Annotated in this window: 18 protein-coding genes; 14 read left to right on the top strand and 4 right to left on the bottom strand. The window is 45.8% G+C overall.

Annotation, left to right across the window (positions count from 1 at the left end; translation table 11 throughout):
• The first annotated feature begins 17 nt into the window (after positions 1-17).
• The 13 genes from hisF (at position 18) to PQG66_RS22330 (ending at position 17098) form a co-directional block, all read left to right on the top strand.
• Positions 18-779 (top strand): imidazole glycerol phosphate synthase subunit HisF, encoded by a 762-nt coding sequence (gene hisF / locus PQG66_RS22390; protein WP_272040050.1) that lies wholly within the window; start codon positions 18-20, stop codon positions 777-779.
• The gene (gene hisIE, locus PQG66_RS22385) at positions 772-1524 is read left to right on the top strand and encodes a bifunctional phosphoribosyl-AMP cyclohydrolase/phosphoribosyl-ATP diphosphatase HisIE (RefSeq protein WP_272040049.1); all 753 of its coding nucleotides are present in this window, start codon (positions 772-774) and stop codon (positions 1522-1524) included. Before hisF ends, hisIE begins: the two co-directional genes overlap by 8 nt.
• A 12-nt stretch (positions 1525-1536) precedes the next feature.
• Positions 1537-2376, top strand: a complete 840-nt coding sequence (gene hisJ / locus PQG66_RS22380) for a histidinol-phosphatase HisJ (protein ID WP_272040047.1) — start codon at positions 1537-1539, stop codon at positions 2374-2376.
• Between the two features lie 104 nt (positions 2377-2480).
• Positions 2481-3428 (top strand): ribose-phosphate diphosphokinase, encoded by a 948-nt coding sequence (locus PQG66_RS22375; RefSeq protein WP_272040046.1) that lies wholly within the window; start codon positions 2481-2483, stop codon positions 3426-3428.
• A gap of 271 nt (positions 3429-3699) precedes the next feature.
• A complete protein-coding gene (locus PQG66_RS22370) occupies positions 3700-5964 on the top strand; it encodes an AraC family transcriptional regulator (protein WP_272040045.1) in 2265 nt (754 codons plus the stop codon).
• Positions 5965-6404: 440 nt separating this feature from the next.
• Positions 6405-7988 carry an extracellular solute-binding protein gene (locus tag PQG66_RS22365; RefSeq protein ID WP_272040044.1) on the top strand — a complete coding sequence of 528 codons (1584 nt, stop codon included), beginning with the start codon at positions 6405-6407 and terminating at the stop codon, positions 7986-7988.
• Positions 7989-8088: 100 nt separating this feature from the next.
• On the top strand, positions 8089-8985 hold the full coding sequence (locus tag PQG66_RS22360; protein ID WP_272040043.1) for an ABC transporter permease: 897 nt from the start codon (positions 8089-8091) through the stop codon (positions 8983-8985).
• A gap of 75 nt (positions 8986-9060) precedes the next feature.
• Positions 9061-9933 (top strand): carbohydrate ABC transporter permease, encoded by an 873-nt coding sequence (locus PQG66_RS22355; RefSeq protein ID WP_272040042.1) that lies wholly within the window; start codon positions 9061-9063, stop codon positions 9931-9933.
• Between the two features lie 55 nt (positions 9934-9988).
• Complete coding sequence (locus tag PQG66_RS22350) at positions 9989-10942, top strand: sugar phosphate isomerase/epimerase family protein (protein WP_272040041.1); 954 nt, start codon at positions 9989-9991, stop codon at positions 10940-10942.
• Between the two features lie 124 nt (positions 10943-11066).
• Positions 11067-12815 carry a hypothetical protein gene (locus tag PQG66_RS22345; RefSeq protein WP_272040040.1) on the top strand — a complete coding sequence of 583 codons (1749 nt, stop codon included), beginning with the start codon at positions 11067-11069 and terminating at the stop codon, positions 12813-12815.
• Between the two features lie 202 nt (positions 12816-13017).
• Positions 13018-14763 carry a tetratricopeptide repeat protein gene (locus tag PQG66_RS22340; RefSeq protein WP_272040039.1) on the top strand — a complete coding sequence of 582 codons (1746 nt, stop codon included), beginning with the start codon at positions 13018-13020 and terminating at the stop codon, positions 14761-14763.
• A gap of 177 nt (positions 14764-14940) precedes the next feature.
• Positions 14941-15900 (top strand): thioredoxin-disulfide reductase, encoded by a 960-nt coding sequence (trxB, locus tag PQG66_RS22335; protein ID WP_272040038.1) that lies wholly within the window; start codon positions 14941-14943, stop codon positions 15898-15900.
• Between the two features lie 166 nt (positions 15901-16066).
• A complete protein-coding gene (locus PQG66_RS22330) occupies positions 16067-17098 on the top strand; it encodes an AI-2E family transporter (protein ID WP_272040037.1) in 1032 nt (343 codons plus the stop codon).
• A gap of 138 nt (positions 17099-17236) precedes the next feature.
• Here PQG66_RS22330 and PQG66_RS22325 read toward each other — a convergent pair whose 3' ends face one another.
• Genes PQG66_RS22325 through PQG66_RS22310 form a run of 4 tightly spaced genes read right to left on the bottom strand, consistent with a single transcriptional unit; the run spans position 17237 to position 20659 of the window.
• Positions 17237-17839, bottom strand: a complete 603-nt coding sequence (locus tag PQG66_RS22325) for a response regulator transcription factor (protein WP_272040036.1) — start codon at positions 17837-17839, stop codon at positions 17237-17239.
• A complete protein-coding gene (locus PQG66_RS22320; RefSeq protein ID WP_272040035.1) occupies positions 17836-18975 on the bottom strand; it encodes a sensor histidine kinase in 1140 nt (379 codons plus the stop codon). The genes PQG66_RS22325 and PQG66_RS22320 overlap by 4 nt, the downstream gene beginning before the upstream one ends.
• A gap of 9 nt (positions 18976-18984) precedes the next feature.
• On the bottom strand, positions 18985-19722 hold the full coding sequence (locus PQG66_RS22315) for an ABC transporter permease (RefSeq protein ID WP_272040034.1): 738 nt from the start codon (positions 19720-19722) through the stop codon (positions 18985-18987).
• Between the two features lies 1 nt (position 19723).
• On the bottom strand, positions 19724-20659 hold the full coding sequence (locus PQG66_RS22310; protein ID WP_272040033.1) for an ABC transporter ATP-binding protein: 936 nt from the start codon (positions 20657-20659) through the stop codon (positions 19724-19726).
• 404 nt (positions 20660-21063) lie between these two features.
• Between PQG66_RS22310 and PQG66_RS22305 the strand changes: the two genes are divergently transcribed.
• A complete protein-coding gene (locus tag PQG66_RS22305; protein WP_272040032.1) occupies positions 21064-22014 on the top strand; it encodes an ROK family glucokinase in 951 nt (316 codons plus the stop codon).
• Positions 22015-22025: the final 11 nt, after the last annotated feature.

Genomic DNA, 22025 nt, shown 5'->3' with positions numbered 1-22025 from the left:
AGAGAGGAAGAGGCAGCATGCTGGCAAAAAGAATCATTCCCTGTCTGGACGTAAAGGACGGCCGGGTCGTAAAAGGCGTGAACTTCGTCAATCTCCGCGATGCGGGTGATCCGGTAGAGCTGGCGGCTCTGTACGACCGCGAAGGCGCGGATGAACTCGTATTTCTCGATATCTCCGCTTCGGTGGAAGGTCGCGAAACGATGGAGGAAGTGGTAAGACAGACGGCGGGTGAGATTGCCATTCCCTTTACGGTAGGCGGCGGCATCTCCAAAGTAGAAGACATGAAGCGGATTTTGCGTGCAGGTGCAGACAAAATTGCGGTCAATACTGCTGCGGTTCTTAACCCCCAGATCATTGCCGATGGGGCACGTCGCTTTGGCTCGCAATGTATCGTGGTTGCCATTGATGCCAAGTATAACGAGGCTTGGGGTGAGTGGGAAGTGTACACGCATGGCGGGCGGAAACCATCAGGTATCAAGGCATTGGAATGGGTCAAGCAGGCCGAGGAACTAGGCGCAGGGGAAATCTTGCTGACGAGTATGGATGCAGATGGTACCAAAGACGGTTTTGATCTGAAACTGACTGCTGCTGTTTCAGAGTCGGTACGTATTCCGGTCATTGCCTCAGGTGGTGCAGGCAAGGAATCTGACTTTTACGATGTATTCACTACAGGGAAAGCCGATGCAGGTCTTGCGGCAACCATTTTTCACTATAAAGAGATTGCTATACCGGCATTAAAACAACAATTAAGAGAGCAAGGGGTGGAGATCCGTGACTAAAGTAAGTGATGAGATCAAGGAACAGCTCTCCTTAGAGCAGGTTGTGGAGCACATCCGCTGGAATGAAGGGCTGGTTCCTGCGATTGTACAGGATGTGGATACCCGTGAAGTATTGATGATGGCATATATGAATCGTGAATCCTTGAAACTGTCACTTGAATCCGGGGAAACCTGGTTCTGGTCGCGCTCGCGTCAGGAGCTGTGGCATAAAGGGAAAACATCGGGCAATGTACAGCAGATCGTATCTTTGAAATACGATTGTGACGGCGATACGCTGTTGGTTGAAGTGAAACCGAAGGGGCCGGCTTGTCATACGGGTGCGGTTACCTGTTTCCACAATGAAATTATAGGTTTACCAGCCAATGGAGCAGAACAAGACATCAAAGAAGAAGCAAGAAGCACAGCAGACTCTGATACACGCTCTTCCTCGTCATCTAGCGCTGAGGGCCGCTTTGAGGTGCTGGCTGAACTCGAATCTGTCATTGCTGAGCGTGAACGCGAGCGTCCGGAAGGTGCATATACTACGTATCTGTTTGATAAAGGGGTCGATAAGATTCTCAAGAAGATCGGCGAGGAAGCCTCCGAGACAATTATTGCTGCGAAAAACAAAGACAATGATGAGCTTCGTCTTGAAGTGAGCGACTTGATGTACCATCTGCTCGTGCTGTTGCAAGAGCGCAAATTGCCGCTGGATGATATCATGTCTGAACTGAGTCGCCGTCACGAACGGCCACGCCGGGATTAGGAGGCGTGCTGAATGCGTATAGACTATCACACCCATCATGAGCGCTGCGGGCATGCTGTTGGCAAGCTGGAGGAATATGTACAGCGGGGGATCGAGATCGGACTGTCCCAGATTGGATTATCCGATCATATGCCCTTGCTGCATGTAGACCCGGATCAGTATTATCCGGAGATGGCTATGTCTATGGATGAGCTGCCACGATATGTTGAGGAATGTTTCACCTTGAAGGAGCGTTATCGCGGACAGATTGAAGTGCGTGTAGGTCTTGAAGGTGATTATATTGAAGGATGGGAAACAGAAATTCGTTCGATTATTGAGCGTTATCCATGGGATTACGTCATTGGATCCGTGCATTTTCTTGGCGAATGGGATATTACTGATTTCCGGCAGACCCACCATTGGGAGGGCAAAGACGTCCTAGAAGTATATCGTCAGTATTATGATGCGGTTAGCAAAGCAGCAGGTACAGGCATGTACGATATTATCGGACATGCAGACGTCATTAAACGTTTTGGCTATGTGCCTTCACCTGAGCAGACAGAAGACCGCTTGGCACTGGAGAATGCGGCTTTGCAAGCTATCGCGAAAAGTGGCTGTGCGATGGAGCTGAATGCTTCTGGTTTATCCAAGCCTTGTGCGGAGATGTTTCCAAGCCGGAGAATGCTAACCGAAGCGATTCGATTAGGCATTCCGCTTACGATGGGCTCCGATGCACATGATCCGATGAAACTGGGCGATGGTCTGTCTGAGGCAGAGGCATTGTTACACGAAATTGGCTGTAAGGAAGTGGCTGTTTTTGAAGGCCGCCAGCGTTTGTTCATTCCTTTAAATGTAGACAATAGTGAAGTATAATAGGGGAAGAATGAACCTTTTATACAAGTTGGATCATCCAAATAGATGGTCCAATTTAACTATATAAAGGAATTATGATGGGGGATAACCCGTGGGAGGGTATTATGCAGCATTCGTTACGTATTTTTTCCGGTTCGTCTAACCCTAAGCTTGCAGAACAGGTCTGTGATAAGCTTGGCGTACAACTGGGCAAGATTAAACTATCCCGGTTCAAGAGCGGAGAAATATACGTTCATTACGAGGAAACGATCCGTAATTGTGATGTGTTTCTAGTACAATCTTTGTCTCATCCCATTAATGAGCTGTTTGTTGAACTGCTGGTTATGATTGATGCGGCAAAACGGGCTTCTGCACGCACGGTGAATATCATTGTTCCGTATTACGGTTATGCTCGTCAAGAACGGAAGTCAGCTCCGCGTGAGCCCATCTCGGCCAAGATGGTTGCAGATGTATTAACGACAGCTGGAGCAAGCCGAGTTGTTACAATTGATCTGCATGCAGCGGCTATTCAAGGCTTTTTCAACATACCAGTGGACCACATGACCTCATTGGACTTGATCAGTGAGTATCTGCTCAGCAAGGGGATCAAAAATCCTGTAGTGGTTTCTCCTGATGCTGGACGGGCATCTATGGCGGAGAAGCTGGCGAATCGTCTGGATTCCCCTTTTGCAATTATGATCAAGAAACGCCCAAGTCATAACGAATCAATCATCACGCATGTCATTGGTGACGTTGAGGGACGAACCCCAATTATTATTGAGGATCTGATCGATACTGGTACAACCATTGTGAACGTTGTGGAGAGCTTGAAAGAACGGGGTGCAGAGAACGCATATGTTTGCGCGACTCACGGCTTGTTCTCCGATGGGGCAGTAAGCAAATTAAATCATCCATCGATTACCGAAGTGGTGGTAACAGACTCTATTGCGCTGCCAGAGGATCACCCCGAATGCTTTAGAGTGTTACCTGTAGCACCGATGTTATCACGAGCCATTCGCATTATTGTCGATGGTGGCTCTATGGCTACGCTCTTTAAGGATTCAGGTATCTAATCTAATTTCGCATATTACCTGGCGTTTCATAGCCAGCTCTCTTCCAATTCCCGTGTCTGAGTGTGTTTTGCTCAGCACGGTGTTTTTGTTTTGACCCTATGAATCCAATTACAATTCCGTGCTTTGCTGTTCGAGAGCATGTGCTATAATAACATAAAACAAGAAATGATAGCGCTTTTATATGCATAAGCGTGGAAGATTGGTTGGGGACACTAAACAATAGAATCACGGCTAATGGACATTGGCATCGTGGAGTGAGGAGTGGGGTCTATTGTCGCGCACCTGGTATTATCGGCTACTCTTTTCGTACTTTCCTATATTTTTCTTTACAATGACCATACTCATCTTTATTGCTTTGGTTTTTATCAATGATATCTCCAGAGAGGAAACCCGGAAGGCTGATCGGATCTCTTCGAGTTATCTGGTAACTACACTGGATCATACAATCCGAGATATTGAGCTGGCAGTAACCGAAAAAGTGCAATATGAACAAGCCTACAGACTATATTTCAACCACAATAATCGGAATAACTCGGATACGGTGTATACTATTGCTGAAAATTTGCGTGAAATGATGAATTCTTCTTCATGGATTCATTCCATATATCTCTATGATAAGCAGCAACAACGGGTTATAACGGTAAGCGGATCAAGGGAAGTGGATAGTTTTGGAGATAAGTCGTGGATTGAACAGACCGTAAACGGCAATAAAGGTCAAGGCTGGCAGCCTGTTCGAGAGATTGAATGGGATGATGTGCAGAGGACGCCTGTACAAGTGTTGACGGTTAATAAAGACATGCCCTTGCCTTTTGGTTCAGAGGGTATATTAGTCATCAATATCAAGATGAGCAGTATTAAGCAGAGCGTGGATAGTATGGTCAGTGGGAAGCTCTCTTTCCTGACGATAAGCGATCAGGAGGGCAATATCGTTTATGATGCTCATTCTGACAGGGAGAGTGCTGTCAACGGTACGAAGTTAAATGAATTACCTTTGGAACGATTGGGCTGGACTATTACTAGCGGTATCAAGGCCGGGAATCTGTTCGGTTGGGTATCTGTTGTTTCTTATGTCTGGGTATTCATTGCCGTCTTGACGGTGATCTGCGCAATCATTTATATCGTGTATGTTACCCGGCGAAATTATAAGCCAATTGAGATCATTATGAACCGGATTGAATCCCAACAGATTCGAGCGTTTGAACAATCAGGTGCACGTATGGATGAGATGAAGATGATTGATGGTGTACTTGAAAATCTGATTAATCACATGATGGATTATGACAAAAAAAGCCGTGAAAACATGCTGATGCAACGAAGCAAGCTGTTTAGCGCGTTACTGCACGGGGAGCATGTGGACAATCCGGCTGGACAGTTATATGAAATCTCTCCATTTGATGGTGCTCATGAATCTTCCCGCTTTATTGTAGCTGTTGGAGACATTAACCGTTATGAGAAAGGGTTTCAGGAGAAGTTCACCAGAGGAGAGCAAAATACACTGAAATTTGCACTAATGAATGTACTCCAGGAGCTGTCCAGGGATACAAAAGTACAGTGCTGGACAGAATGGATCAGTGCTGATCGCATTGCTATTCTTTTCTTTTCGAAGGAAGATGGACAGCATGGCCAGGAACTATCTAAACAGATTCGGGTTGTGGCTGAGGAATGCAAGTCCTGGGTAGAGCAGAATCTTCGAATTTCCCTCAGCTTTGGCATAGGGTCTATTGCCGACGGGATTGGTGCAATCCATCAATCGTTTGCAGCCGCTGAAGCGGTGATGCAGCGGAAGTGGTTAATGAATGGTGATGTAGGTGAAGCGGAAGCAAGTGAAATGCAGCATCCATTGCTGGAAACCTATACGTATTTGCAGATGATAGCTGACTTTGTCAAACGGTTCAGAATGTCGAGCGGACAGTGGAGAGAGCAACTTGAGAATATATTTGAGGAGTTCGAGCGAAATAAGCTGCCTGATGATGAGATTCGTTCCCTGATTCAGGCCATGCTTCAGATGCTTAGCAGAGAAGTCTCGATGATGTCAGAAGATCTACAGAACGAACTGTCAGAAGAAAACATAAACCATTGGCTGAATGCAATGGAAGAAGCAGAGTCGTTAGACGATGTTAAGGCCATGTTGTCTGATATTCTTACCGATCTGTTCCGGACATACGTTGCTGTTACGGAAACAAAGAGCTACAAAGCGATGGTTAATGAAATGAAAAAGTATATTGAGGAGCAGTTTACGAATCCGGATCTTTCCCTTAAACATCTGAGTGACCGCTTTCAGATCTCGGGCAAACATGCCAGTTACCTATTCAAGACGGAGTTCAACATGAAGTTTGTGGACTTTGTGACGGAACTGAGGATGAAAGAAACGGAGAAGCTATTGCTCCATACAGATCAATCTTTACAAGATATAGCTTTGAAAGTTGGCTATGCAAACGGGATCACCCTTGGGCGTGTATTCAAACGGGTCAGGGGCATTACACCTGGAGATTTCCGCCGGATGAAAAGAGATCAAAAAGCCTCGGAAGAATCATGAGTTTGTGCTTACGCGATGATACCATTTTGAATATGTGTTCTATTAGCGTACATGCATGACAGAATAAGGTATATCATCAGGGTGAATTCAAGTTGTATGTCCCCATCATTGAGGGTGGATATCTTCTGTTGTAATTCACCCTGTTTGTATTTTTTAAAAATCAAAATGAAAGCGCTTCGATTGTTGAGTGACATACGAATTTAGGCAGTGTGAGAAAATGGTTTGTCATCACCTCCTAAAGGAGACGGGGTATGTGTCTGATAAAGCCTGCTGCCATGCGGCTTTAAGAATTTTGGCAGTCTGCGAAAATAAGACACTCTACAAACCATAACTCTTATACCGGCCCAGCCGAATTTAGTTTATTGTCAGGGCACACGTTAGTATGGAATACTCGGAGCAAGCTTTAAAACATTCACGCAAAGCCAAAGGGGATGAACAGAATGACAAGAAAAGCAACCAAAGGGAGTCTAAAGAAGTTGATGAGTCTGGCGCTGACAGCAGTAATGGGCGTCTCACTACTTGCGGGGTGCTCATCTGCAGACGACAAAGCAGAAGGTGGAGCATCTGGTGATGGAAAACGCGTCACATTAAAAGTGGAGCTTTTCGACCGTGGTAAAACACCTTCTCAGTACACGATCTCGAATAACTTTATCTCTCAGATGATTCAAAAGAACTTTGGTGACCCTAACAACATTGATGTACAGTTTGTACCTGTTCAACGTTCTGAGGAAGTAACCAAGTTGAATGTCTTGATGGCCAGTGCCTCAGACGTTCCCGACATTGTCTTCGTTTATGACTCCAGCGTGTTTTACCGCTATGCACAACAGGGCGGTTTGACAGATGTAGGTGAGCTGATTGATCAGCATGGACCGAATCTGAAAAAGTTTTTGGGTGAAGATACATTAAAGTTTGGCCAAGTGGAGGGACAACAGTTTGCTATTCCGGGTAAACGTGCCATTACGGCTCGTTACAGTTCCTTCATTCGTCAAGATTGGTTAGATAAACTGGGATTGCCAGTGCCTCAGACAACAGACGAGTTGTATAACACACTGAAAGCATTCAAAGAAAAAGACCCTGGCAATATGGGAAGTCAAAACATTCCAATGGGTTTTGCGCTTGCACCAGCTTCCTATGAGCCTCTGATCTACTCTTTCATTAAGCCAATCGCAGGGGATAAGACCTATGCTCAACGTTATGAGTTGCCTCTACATGAAGGCTTTAAAGAATCCATGCAGTTCTTGAACAAGTTGTACAATGAAGGTTTGATCAGTAAAGACTTCAGCTTGGATAAAGACAAAACACAGCAAGGTAAAGATGTTGCCAACGGAAACATCGGGTTCTTCTCTGAAGATGTAGACTCGATTTTCTGGCCAGAAGCTTCCTATGACCTGTTGAAAAAGAACAAGCCGGATAGCAAGCTGATCCCGGTCGATGCGTACACGAATTCGAATGTGGATGGAAAACATATCAAATCCCGTTATGGCTCTAATGGCATGTACATCATGATTCCGAAGAGCAGCGAACGTGCAGTAGAAGCTATTAAGTATCTGGACTGGATGGCGTCCGACAATAACCTAACTGCCATTTATGATGGTGTGGAAGGCGAAAACTATGAACTAGTAGACGGTATTCCAGTTGTTAAAGAAGATGCTACTCAAGAAGCAAAAGATCGTCTATTCAACGCAGGAGACACAGCAATTATCTCCAACGGTAAAAACCTTGGTGATCAAGCCATGAATGAAAAAGCATGGATTATGGGCTTCCCTCCAGCAAACCAGGAAGTTCTGAAAAAAGCACTTGAAGTTGCAAATACAGATACCGTCGGACCGATCGTCTTCAGCAAGCCAATTCAAGCAGAGATGAAGTACAGTACGGCTCTGACTGACAAACTCGACGTAATTATCGTAAAAACAGCGATGGCTAAACCTGAAGAATTCGAAGCTGTATATGAAAAAGAAATAGCTGACTATATGTCTTTGGGTGGGGCTGAGCTGAAAAAAGAACTGGAAGCAGCTGAGCAATAAACAAGAAACGATGAATATGTAAAGCGAAGTATTTCGAGGGGCCTGTGCCGCCGCTTGGGCGACGGCACAGTGTTTCTTCGTTTGTGAGGAGGAGAGAGATATGATCACATACTTGAAGAGATACTGGCAACTGTATGCTCTGATTTCACTGCCCCTTATCTATTTTATTATTTTCCGTTATGGACCAATGTATGGTGTTCAGATCGCTTTTAAAGACTTTAACCTGTTTCAAGGAATTAACGGTAGTGAGTGGATCGGTTTCGATGCTTTTCGCGAGGTATTCGCAATGCCGGATTTCTACACTACATTGCGCAACACCTTTATGCTGAATTTTCTTGATCTGATCGTTTCATTCCCTGCTCCAATTATTCTAGCCATCATGCTCTATGAAGTAAGGTTCAAATGGTTTAAGAAAATTTCTCAGACCATTCTGTACATTCCTCACTTTATCTCCTGGGTTATCATCGGGGGGATTGTATATCAATTGTTCGGCAATCAATCCGGTATGGTAAACGGTCTTTTGGAGAGCATGGGCTTGAATCCGATTCCATTTTTGACAGAAAAGAACCCTTGGCTTGTTACCTACCTGTTCACAGGTGTGTGGCAAAGTGCTGGGTGGGGAACCATTCTATATCTGGCTGCATTAACCGGTGTGAACAAGGAATTGTTCGAGGCAGCAGAGATTGATGGCGCAACGCGGCTGAAGAGAATCTGGCATATTACGCTGCCAAGCATTAAACCAACCATTGTGACATTGCTTATCCTTAATCTTGGAAATATGGTCAGCATCGGTTTTGATCGGCCTTTCGTTATTGGTAATACGGCTGTGCGTGAATATTCCGATGTACTTAGTACCTTCGTATATAGAATGGGTATACAATCCGGCCAATATACACTTGCAACGGTTGTAGGCTTATTCCAGGCAGTTGTTGGATTAATCTTTGTCCTCGGTTCCAACTATATATCGAAGAAAACAACGGGAGAAGGAATTCTCTGATCCAGGAAAAATAATGAAGTGCGCGCCAATAGACTTGTTGCACGTATAGATCATCAGTAAAGGAGTTGTGCGCAGATGAGTGACCGCACCTCGAACCGAATTTTCGATATTGTTAATATCACCTTTATTTCTTTGTTTGTCATATTCTGTCTTGCTCCGTTTCTGCACACTATTGCCATATCCATGAGCTCGAACCGGGCCATTACATCAGGTGAAGTAACGATCTTCCCAAAAGAGTTCACTTGGGATGCATATGGTCAAGTATTTTCAGATAGTTCCATGATTTATTCCTTAGGATTCACAACGATTCTAACGATTGTAACGACGTTACTCTGTATGTTGTTTACCATTGCCGCAGCATACCCATTGACGAAGAAAAAATTAAAAGGTCGCAAGCTGTTTATGTACATCATTATCATTACGATGTTCTTCAGTGGTGGTATTATTCCTGAGTATTTGTTGATTCGTGATCTCCATTTGCTTAACTCGGTATGGGCACTCATTCTACCCGGGTTGGTGAGTCCATTTAACCTGATTATCCTAATCTCCTTCTTCCGTGGAATCCCGGATAGCTTGGAAGAGTCTGCCGAAATTGACGGAAGCTCTCATGTGCACACACTCTTTAAAATTATTTTGCCACTATCTTTGCCTGTGCTTGCTACACTGTCTCTGTTTTATGCGGTCGGACGTTGGAATGGCTTCCAGGATTCACTGATGTACATTAACGATCCGAAATTATATCCACTGCAGCTGAAGCTTTATCAGATGGTACAGAACAACATGGTGAGTGAGCTCACATTGCTAGAGGGTGCAAACCGTACAAGATTAACACCAGAGAGCCTTAAGGCAGCTACAGTTGTCTTTGCAACAGTACCAATCCTGCTCGTATACCCATGGTTGCAAAAGTATTTTGTGAGTGGCGCAATGCAAGGGGCTGTTAAAGGTTAATTCGTAGTCCCCATATACGAAAACATCACAATCGGGGAAGGAGAAGGAATGTTATATGCAGGGAAATGGCAAGGGAGAATACTCATTCTCGACATGTTGGAACATCAGGAGACATCCTGTAGGAGAAGACATGATTCGAGAGATCACAGAGCTTGGTTTTCGCCGGGTAGAGCTTAATTACAACGTAACGAAGGATATGCTTACTACAATTGAGCCGATGATCGAACGTGGAGAGATCGGGGTATCCAGTGTACACAACACATTTCCTCATAATCCTGACCCCGATTACGGAACGGACTCTGTATTGCTAGGCTTTGAGGATGAAGCGAAGCGTAAGCGAGCCATTGATCTGTTGGTTGGATCGGCTGAGTATGCACATCGATATGGAGCAGAAGCGGTCGTGGTACATCCAGGTGAGGTGCCTTTCCCATATGATATCAGCAAGGACCTGGAGAAGCTATATCGAGAGGAAGGAACAGATTCAGCGCAATACCGAAGCAAATGGTCGGAGTTAATGGAACGGCGCGAAGCCCTGAGTGCAGGGTATATTGAGAAAATTATCATCAGTCTGGATGAAGTTTGCAACCGGGCGTTATCCAAGGGACTGGACGTCCGTTTTGGAATCGAGACCCGCTCCAGACCGCAACAGATTCCTACTCTTGCTGAAGCGAAGATGATCATTCAAGCTCTTAAAGGGGCGCCTGTGGGCATCTGGTACGATACGGGTCATGCGATCATGATGGATCGATTGGGACTGTATGACAGTGTAGGTGAGATGCAGGGATTGATGGATGATATCGTTGGTGTTCATATCCATGAAACGCTGGGGCTGTCTGATCACTGGTGTCCGTACGTTCACAGTAAGGATATGCACTTCTATGATGCATACCTTCCTATGATTCGTAAGGCACAAGTGAAGGTGTATGAGCTGAAATCGGCCTGTGAGCCGGGAGCAATCCACGAGAGTCATCATCTGTTGATGCAGAAGCTTGCAGATTTAGAAGGATAGTTTAGAGGATGAATCAGATCGGTTGGCTAGGCCTTTTTGAAGCGCATAGCCTTCTGATCTTATCTTTTTAGCAGGTCAATTGACAGGAGTATTGCAGAACAATTGCACAGAGGGGGGACTGCAGATGTATAGACAGCTGGTAGAGAGCAACGACAGAGCAGCAGAACAAGGGATGAACCGACAGATGTTAGATCCGGATAATCGCTACTTTGGTGGGACGATTGATCCTTATACCGGGGTGGCGTGGGTCAATCATACGACTGGAACACCAACAGAGATGTGTTTCTGGGGAGCCGCTCTCTCTAATCCTGATTCTAAATACTATCGGAATGAAGCTTTGTTAGAGCGACTTCGGTTAGCGAGTGAGTTTGTGTTGCGTCAGCAGCATGATGATGGCTCTATATCACCCGGCTGGACCAATTATCATTCTCCACCTGATACTGCATTTGTTGTTGTAGGGTATTCGCAGTTGTATCAGCTTCTGAATCGGCAGGAATGGCCTCCGCTCAAGCCCGTACTAGATAATATGCGTTTGTTCCTGGAGAGAACCATCCCGGTGATGTTAACTGGAGGCTGCCATACACCAAACCACCGCTGGGTATTGTGTGCGGCACTTGGTTTCCTCCATGAGATATTCGGTATAGAAGAGGCAGTACAGCGCGCCGAGCAGTGGCTGGCAGAAGGGATAGATATTACGCCAGATGGGGAGTGGACAGAGCGCAGCAATGGAATCTACAATGCGGTGAGTGACATCATGCTAATTCATGCAGCGCGTCTGCTGGATCGGCCTGAACTGCTCGATCCTGTTCGTCAGAACCTTCGGATGATGGTGTATCTCGTGCACCCCACCGGTGAGATTGTGACGGATTATTCTGGTCGTCAGGATCTGGGCAGTATACATGACTTGTCTTCGTATTACTTACCCTATGCCATTCTGGCTACATTGGATGAAGACCCCGTTTTTGCAGGGATGGCTGCATGGGCAGAAAAGGCACTAACAGATCCTGGCGTGTGTTCGGTTAATACTCTGGTTCGATTGCTGCTGGAACCTGAGCTTCAACAGACAAGCGAGACAGCGTATGCCCTTCCGGAGCAATATGAAGTTATGTTGAATGAGCACTTTGTACGGGGAAATTATGTGAACCAGATGGAGAATGTGGGTCACCATGGGCGAATCACGCATAGCCGAATGCATACGGATTTTGGTGCCCCTGTTGCCCGAATCCGTGATGGCGAGACTAGCGTGACCATTATGACAGAGGTGCCGCCATTTTTTGCACTCCGTCACGGTAAAGTGCGTCTGCTTGCCGTGCAGTTGGCTTCCTACTTCAACCCTGGGTATATCCCCATGCAAAGTATGATTAAATTGTCTGAGGGATATCGACTGACCGGAGAACAGAAGAAAGGTTATTACGGCCCTGTACCTTCGGCTGATTTACCTGCTACAGCATCCTCATCAATCAGTCCGTGGTATTTGCTTCCACATCAGACTCGAACACTTACACATGAGCAGACATTCCGTGTTGGTGCTGAGGTACTTCAGACAGATAGCGGCTGGGTGATGCATCTGACTGGTGAGGAACCACAGGACATCATGATGCAGTTATCCTTTGTGTTTGGTAACGAAGGAGAGCTTAGCTGTGAGGATGGTATCGAGACCAGGGATGGAAGTATTATGTGGAGAAGTGGCAAGCTTCGTTACACATGTGGAGAAGACTGGCTTGAGATGGATGGAGGAGAAATGGGACATCTGGCGGCAACGGTGCGTGAGGCCAAAATGCCTGATAATTGCAAGGTTGTCCTTGTTAATTTTATGACTCCATTTGATAAAACAATAGAGATAACCCTGTCTCCATCACTTGCAAAAAAATGATTGAATTTCAATCCTCTAATGGATGGAGTGAAATAGTACAGAATGTTCGATACGGATGGCATTTCATTCATAACCGGGATGAAATGCCATCTTTTTTTGTATTTTTTTCATGAATGACATGAAACTACATATAGCAAAGAGAGTATAAAGATGTGGTATACTGAAGAGTATGAATGAAAGCAAAGAGGAGGTGCCTTGGAAGATGAAGGGCAAGCTAGTGCGGACCGAGGATCACCTTGCCAATATTATACCGATTCACTTGGATGCTTCTTTCTTTTTTGAAAGAGCTGTCCGCTCGCTGGACCGTAATCATGTCGACAAGGCATTGAAATATTTTCGTAAAGCTGTTGAATACGAGCCGGAAAATCCGGTGAATCATTGTAATATGGCGGGTATATTATCAGAGAAGGGTGACTATGAAGCTTCCAACTCTATTCTGGCTCATGTGCTGGATGTGATTGACCCGTCCATGACGGAATGTTATTTCTATATGGCGAACAATTTTGCCAACATGGATCAATTTGAGGAAGCCGAGCGTGCACTGGTGACCTATCTGGAGGAAGACTCGCAGGGGCAGTTCATGACAGAGGCCGAAGAGATGATGGAGCTTTTGTATTATGAGTTGGATCGTCCGGCCAAATTAAATCGAATCAAGTCACGTAAAGGTGTCGTAGAGCACGATCAGGCAAGAGAATTGCTGGAAGAGGGGAAGTTTGCCCAGGCCGCAGAGTTGCTTGAAGGCATGTCACCCGATTATCCGGATTATTTCGCTGCCCGTAACAATCTGGCTCTCGCTTATTATTATATGGGACTGTTCACCAAAGCAAAAGAGACGATCGCTGAAGTGCTGGAACAGGAACCCGGCAATCTCCACGCACTCTGTAATCTGGCGATCTTTTATCAAAATGAGAACCAGACGGACCAAGTGTTAATGCTGATCAAAAAATTACGTGTGATTGTGCCATACCAGAACGAACAGGTGTACAAGCTAGCGACGACGATGGGGATTCTGGGTCAGCATGATGCCGCTTATACCCATTTTCGTCGGTTGCTGAAGAATGAAGAGACGGCTGGTGATCCGGCTCTGGCACATTATGCAGCAGTGGCCGCGTACAACACAGAGCGTTATGATATGGCGAAGCGACTGTGGCATTACGTCAACAAGCTCGATCCCGGGTCAGAAGTGGCCAGCTATTATCTAGACGATCTTGAGGAAGTGCTTCAAGGGTTACAGGAGCCGAGTAAGCTGAGTTATCATTACCATCTTCCTTTTGACGAGCAGTTCAGGCAATGGGAGGACTATGGGAACGGCATTCCGGACGAGATGAAAAATGACCCATTAATTCGTTCCTCGTTTTTTTGGGCATTGCGTCATGGTGATCATGCAACTAAGCTTCAGGTTATTCATGCACTCGGCATGATTGGAGATTATGAGGTTCGGCAGGCACTACAGTCGTTTATTAATGAGCCTGGTGAAGATCCAGACTTGGTTAACGCGGCACAACATGTTTTAAGTGATCTGCAAATAGCTAAAGGTTATGAGCAGGAAGCAAGCGTGTCCCACCTTTTCTCTGGCGGGGATATAGATTCCATTCGTAATAAGGATCAAGCCCTAAATAGAGGAAATCTGTCAAGAATGGAGGCCCCACACTGGCAGGTCGTCGTAGATCGAGCGCTTCAGATGTCGGAGGCCAGAGCAGAGCTGCAACAAGAGATGGAACGAATCTGGATAGATTATGTTTCCAGGGTTCATCCCGAGTTGTCAGGTTCCAAGCAGATCGAAGGATGGGCTGCTGGACTGGAATACCTAGCTTCCAAGAACCATAGTCGACCTGTTACGTATCAAAGTGTTGCAGAACGTTATGGTATATCCGCATCCACTGTTAGCAAATATGCCAGACAGCTCCTTGAGATCTGTAGCACAACTCCGCCGAAAGGCTACAGCTGAGTCTTGTGAAACGAATGGAACAAGCAAAAATGTAATGTTGTTCTGAAGTGAAGGATACATTAACCGGGAAAACGGGTAAACTTAACGAATAGGTCTAAAATGTCTGTAGGATATCATCTTTGCAAGTTATTCGCGACTATTACACATTCTCAACCCGATGAAGGAGGCTGTATCTACATGTCTAAATACAGAACGATTGTGATCGGAACCGGACCTGCGGGTCTGACAGCAGCGATATATCTGGCTCGTGCTAATCTGAATCCACTGGTGATTGAAGGTCTGCAACCGGGCGGACAACTGACAACGACAACAGACGTTGAGAATTTCCCGGGTTTCCCGCAAGGTATCCTGGGTCCTGAACTGATGGACAACATGCGTAAGCAAGCAGAGCGTTTCGGTGCTGAATTCAAGAATGGCTGGGTGGAAGAAGTTGATTTCAGTAAGCAGCCTTTCAAAGTCACCGTTGGGGGCATGGGCGAACTGGAAGCAGACTCCATCATCATCTCCACAGGTGCTTCGGCTCGTTATCTCGGTATTCCGGGAGAGCAGGAGAACGTTGGTCGTGGGGTAAGCACATGTGCAACATGTGACGGATTTTTCTTCCGTGGCAAAAAGATTGTGGTGGTCGGCGGTGGTGACTCTGCGATGGAGGAAGCAAGCTTTTTGACTCGTTTTGCCACGGAGGTTACACTGGTTCACCGTCGGGACGAGCTTCGTGCATCCAAGATCATGCAGGATCGTGCTCGTAGTAACGAAAAGGTGAAGTGGGCCTTGAATCGCACACCGCTTGAAGTTGTACCCGACGCAATGGGTGTAAAAGGGTTGAAGGTGCGCAACAATGAGACGGGGCAAGAAGAGCTGATCGAGGCAGATGGTGTGTTCGTTGCCATCGGGCACACGCCGAACACTGGCTTCCTTGGAAATGCCATTACGCTGGATGAGCATGGTTATGTTGTCGTTAAACCAGGCACAACAGAAACGAATATTCCAGGCGTATTTGCATGTGGTGATGTTCAGGATACGAAGTACCGTCAAGCCATTACAGCAGCAGGATCAGGATGTATGGCAGCGATGGATTGTGAGAAGTTCCTGGAGGGAAGCATCGTCCACGACTGGAGCGAAACACTGGATAAGTAATAGGCATGATAGCCCTATGGATTAGAATAAGTAAGTTATAAGAGACAACGGGAAGTCTCATAAACGTGAGAGAAGCCGGAAGGCTTCTCTTTTTTTGAAACGATGATGGAAGTGATCTCGTATACATAAGGGGTATATTAGCTGTGAGGTGAAGAGGTTGGGGGAAATGATAAAAGAGTGGTTGCAGAATGTGACAGTGAGGCGTTTTCTAATCCTGCTGTTGTTCTGTTTAATTTTGTTCAGTATGGGGAGTATGCTCCATATGATTCTGCTGCTATTCTTGGTGACGTACGTCATGAACAGATTGCAGCATCTTATTACTAGAGGGTTGAATCGATTTTTTCCAATCAATTACAAAGTCGTAGTCATTCTACTTTATATGATTGTGATCGCCGGGATTGTACTCGGTATATCCAAATATTCTCCTCGGATTGTAGATCAGGTTGTGCAATTGACGAATGAAATTATGAAGTTCCTCGACACAGCCGATGGTGACAATTTTGCCTCCAAGATCGCAGGCTACCTGCAATCCTTTGACATTAAAAATTACACCAACGAAGCATTGAAATACATTTTCGCCTTGAGCAAATGGTTGGAATTCATTCTGTTGGTTATTATTTTGAGCCTGTTCTTCCTGTTGCAGAAGAAAGAAATCTACAAATTCACGTCTAAGTTTAAAACGAGCAAAATCGGCTGGTTCTATAATGAAGTAGCATACTTGGGCGACAAATTTGTATCTTCTTTTGGTAAAGTCATTGAAGCACAGCTGCTGATCGCCGTATTTAATACGGTACTAACCATGTTGGGACTATGGATCTTAGGTTACCCTTATCTGTTTGCACTGACCATTATGGTTTTCCTGCTCAGTTTGGTGCCTGTTGCAGGTGTGATGATCTCCCTCGTGCCACTTTGTCTGATCGGATATCAGATGGGTGGACTACAGATGGCCATCATTGTAATCGTTATGATCATCATTATTCATGCGCTGGAAACGTATTTCCTGAATCCAAAGCTGATGGCACACAAGACCAAATTGCCGATGTTCTACACCTTTATCGTGCTGATTCTATCGCAGCATTTCCTCGGAATCTGGGGATTGATCATTGGTATTCCAATCTTTGTCTTCATGCTGGACATTCTAGATGTGAACAAGATGGAGAAAACTGACGAGCCTGTGCGAGTAGAGACGAAGCTATGATCTAATCTTTCATTGAATGGTTAAAAAAGAATAAACGCCTCCAGTAGTTTGCTGGAAGGCGTTTTTTGCTGTACCCGCCCCTCTGAGGTGATGGGCACCGCTACAGATGTTTTATTGTCCAAGAGCAGAGGTCAGAGCTCAAAGCCAGCCCTTTTTCTCAGCGATGGAGACAGCTTCTATCCGGTTCTTTGCATTCAGTTTGGCAAATGCCTCCGACAGATAGTTACGTACCGTTCCATAAGACAGGTGTAGGGACGCAGCCATATGGCTTGTGCTCATGCCGGTTGCTGCCAGTTTCAGCAATTCTTTTTCTCGCTCTGTGAGTGGATTAACCGATCTGGCTGCACCGAATACAAGCTCTGGTGATACTTCACGGCCTCCGTTCATGACACGCCGGATGGCTTCAGCCAGACGATCACTAGGTTCGTCTTTGAGTAGATATCCTTGCACACCTGCCTGAACAGCACGTTCCAGAAATCCCGGGCGAGCAAATGTGGTAAGGATCATTATCCGGCAGTTTAGCCCAAGCTGCTGCACTTGTTCAGCAACATCCAGTCCGCTCATAACAGGCATCTCAATGTCCATCAGACATAGGTCGGGTTGGAGTGAGATGATACGTTTCAAGGCTTCCTCTCCGTTCCCGGCTTCACCAATGACCTCAAAATCATCCTCTAGATCAAGCAGGGAGGCTAAAGCGCCCCGAAGCATACGCTGATCTTCAGCGATCAATATACGAATCACATGGATGCACCTCCTTGAAGTTCAGTTGCGACGATGGGGAAGAAAAGGTCCAGCCGTGTACCTGTTGTATCAGAGTATACCTCCAAGGAGCCGTCAATCAGATGTAGCCGTTCCGACATGCCCTTTAGGCCGTTACCTGGAAAATAATCCTTTGGCATCCCCGTACCGTTGTCTTGAATTGTAATATACATTCCATCTGTTTTACGCTCCAGTAAAATACGGCTCAGGGTTGCCCGGCTGTGCTTCACAATATTAGTCACTGCTTCAAGTAGACACAAGCTAACCATGTTCTGGGTCAGATCTGGAACATCATTGCAGGTCTCCTGCTGAGCAACCAGCTGGAGATCAACATTTGCGCTCCGCAGCATCTCCTGAGCATCTGCTAATGCTTCCATAATGCTGATTGCTCGCATATCGGAGACAAGCAGACGCACTTCCCGCAAGGCAGCGCGGGAGGTGCGCTCAATCTCACGAGCTTCCTGAATGGCTCGTTCTGGATTTTTGGTTATAAGTTTTGTCACCAGCTCGCTCTTAAGCGTAATTAATGAGAGAGTGTGTCCCATCGTATCATGCAAATCTCTGGCAATGCGCATGCGTTCCTCACGTTTAATTAATTCTTCGATATGCTGCTGAGCCTCATCAAGTCTAGCTTCTAATTGTTGCCGATCCAACATGGTTCGAATGCCGTAGGGAGAGACCAACATAATGAGATAAAACGGGATGAAAAACAATAGCTTCTGAGGGCTAAGCTGGTTGTAAGCTACAGCCATAACGATTGGAAACGCCTGAATGATAGCAAATGCGAATGAAAATAATTGAAAGACTCGTTTTTCGGTGTACCATCCTATGAAATTGGCTGTAAAAAACCCAAGAAAAAACATGTTAAGATCAATAACCAAGGTGAGGATCAGAACGCATCCCATTTGCAGAACGAGCCAGTAAGAAAAAAGAAGGCTGCCTGCTGTCATATACAACTGTCTATAAGTCAGGACAAACACTATAAAAGCAGTAATCCCGATGTATTGTTCATGTCCACGAGCATCCGCCATGTAGTATAAAGGCATCGCTAAATAGATCATCCAGATGTAGGGGTAGATTCCGAAACGTTTAGGAAAAAGCTCAAATCCTCGAAGCATAGATTGAGATTACGCCTCCTTCTGTGTGCTGCGGATATATGTGGATAGTACCATAAATACCACCAGATAACCTGCCAAAAGAAGAATATCCCGTAATTGCGGCATACCACCGCCGACGATGATCCATGCGCCATTGCCAAAACTGTATGAAGGAAGCCACCGGCCGATCTCAGCAAGCCATTCTGGCATAACGTCGAGCGGCATCCACATGCCTCCGAGTAAGGCAAGGGAAAGATACAAGACATTGCTTAATCCATTTGCCGTATCCACCCGGCGGAATGTCCCAATGCAGGTACCGAGGGCAAGAAATGGTAAGGAGCCGGCGATAATCCATAGTGCTGATCCGATCCACTGGGCGAAGGTGAGAGAGACACCGTTAATCAAGTAACCGGATATAAAAATAACGATAATCGAGCACATATGGATGAAAGTCTGACCTATCATTTTCCCACCAAAATAAATGGAGTTCGGTAGTGGAGTGACTCTAAGGTAGGTAACCCAGCCATAAGCTCTTTCTTGTACGAGACGAATACCGAGGGTCATAATGGATGATCCCATCACACTGAAGCAGGTCATGGACATTAGATAGTGGGCATTCCATCGCTCTGCATCTACAGCATTGGTTGTAAATATACGTGTATATAGAACGTAAAACAGCACAGGAATTAGCAAAGACCAGAACATAAAGTAGACGTTACGGACCATACGAATTATTTCAGCCCGGGATTGAGCAAATAGCATAGACATATTATTGTTCCTCTCTAACATTATTCAACATAGAAGCATAGGCGTCGTCCAGTTGTCCAGCTTCTATGCGGATGTCCTGCACAGGGAGTTGCCTCAAAATAATCTGACGGATCAAGGCATCGGTATTTTGGGTATGAAGAATACACCGGTTCTGGTGATACGTTACTTGATCCACGCCGGACAACTCTTGAATCCAAGGGGGAGTGGGCGATGTATCAGTCTCTGAGGTTTTGGAAAAAGTAAAATCCCGATCCTCTGGGGGAGGAGGGTATGTAAAGGACAATGTTCGCCTCGTCATCCCATTTTTGATATGTTCTGGTGTTCCGTCAGCGACTATCGAACCTTCATTGAACAGAATGATTCGATCAGCGGCTGTATCGGCTTCTTGCAAGTAGTGCGTGGTGAAAACTACGGTTTTACCTTGCTGTGCAAAGGCACGGATATGAGACCAGAAAGTTCTGCGCGATTCGGCGTCAAGCCCAACAGTAGGTTCGTCAAAAAATAGAATGTCAGGGTTACCAGCCATTGCTAGTGCAAAATTCAAGCTGCGCTTCTGTCCCCCGGATAACTTCTCCGCTCTTCGGTTGAGATCAACCGGAGCCAGCCCAGTTAATTTCTCTAAAGCGGCTGTTTCCATGGGAGCTACATAATAGCTCTGTACCATGCGGATGATCTCGCGTACGGTGAGTAGATCCATAACACTGACATCTTGCATCATGACACCGATCCGTTGTAAAACCTGTTGGTGACCTGGAGGCATGCCTAGAATATGGATTTTGCCTGAGGAAGGGCTGGTCAGCCCAAGAATCATGTTAATTGTTGTTGTCTTTCCTGCGCCGTTAGGCCCGAGAATAGCGGTAACGGAACCTTGTGTAATCTGAAGTGAAACCTCGCGTACTGCCGTTGTATTTCCAAACTTTTTACTAACATGATCCATTTGAATAACAATCTTGTCTGAACACATATATCATCACGTCCTTTGTCTAATTTGGATGAGATATTTCCATCTTACCTATGAAGACAAGGGCCGTTTAGTAAACATTGTCACGAATATCAGGTGACAATTGTCATTTTTAATGAATGGAACGAGCAGAAATGAAATATGATGAGTTGAGATTCCCCCCTTTTCTATGAGGGAAGGAATGAGCATCGCGTTTTAATGGAGTGGAAGATTAATGTATACGCATTCAAAATATTCAAAAAAATAATTGTGATAATATTCACAAAATGGCAAGAGCTTGGCGTGTCCTAAGGTCTTATCGTCTTGACCCCGGCGTATCCTTCAATTATAGTTGGTACGTAGGACTAAACTATTTTAGATAAATAAAGGTGGCTTGCAGCATGTCTGAGAAAATCTACGTTGGGGTCGATCTCGGCGGAACAGCAATTAAAGTCGGTATATGTGATGATCAAGGTCAGCTTATGCATACGTATGAAGGACCGACTGAAGTAGATCAGGGCGTTGACACCGTTATCGCCAACATCGAGAAGTATGTCCGTCATATCGTTGCAGAATCACCATACAGCTGGGAACAGCTTGAAGGTGTTGGTGCAGGGGTTGCCGGTTTCACAAATGTACGCGAAGGTATTATTGTTCATGCTCCTAACATTGGATTTCGGAATGTAGCCATTCGTTCGGTTCTGGAAGAACGTTTGGGCAAGCCAGTCAAAATAGATAATGATGCGAACGTTGCTGCTCTCGGTGAAGCTTGGGCTGGAGCCGGGAAGGGTGTAGACAACTGTGTATGCTTTACACTTGGTACAGGTGTTGGTGGCGGTCTCATCCTGAATGGTAAAATCTATCAAGGCTTCTCGGGTATGGCAGGAGAACTGGGCCACATCTGTGTTGTGCCAGATCTGGAAGCAATTAAGTGCGGCTGTGGTAAAATGGGATGTGTTGAGACGGTATCATCTGCTACAGGTATCATTCGCATGGCAAAAGATGCTGTAGAGCGTGGTGATCATACGTCGCTTGCTCTGGTAGACAAGATTGCGGCCAAAGAAGTATTCGACGCTGCTAAAGCAGGGGATGAAGTGGCACTGCGTATTGTAAACCGTGCAGCTTATTATTTAGGTAAGTCCATGGCAACCGTAGCTGCTGTGCTAAATCCGGAAGTGTTCATTGTTGGCGGAGGTGTATCCAAAGCAGGTGATTTCCTGTTTGATGAGATCCGTACCGTGTTCGCTCAATTAACTCCGGAACCATTGCAACAGGGTGTTCAGATCTTGGAAGCTACGCTGGGTAATAATGCAGGTATTGTAGGTGCAGCAGGTCTCCTCTTGCGTTCGTAATAACCTCATAA

Source organism: Paenibacillus sp. JJ-100 (genome assembly GCF_948329825.1).
In the GTDB taxonomy this organism is placed as follows: Bacteria; Bacillota; Bacilli; order Paenibacillales; family Paenibacillaceae; genus Paenibacillus.
Note: the sequence above shows the minus strand (reverse complement) of the source record. Positions and strands in the feature narration are given on the sequence as shown.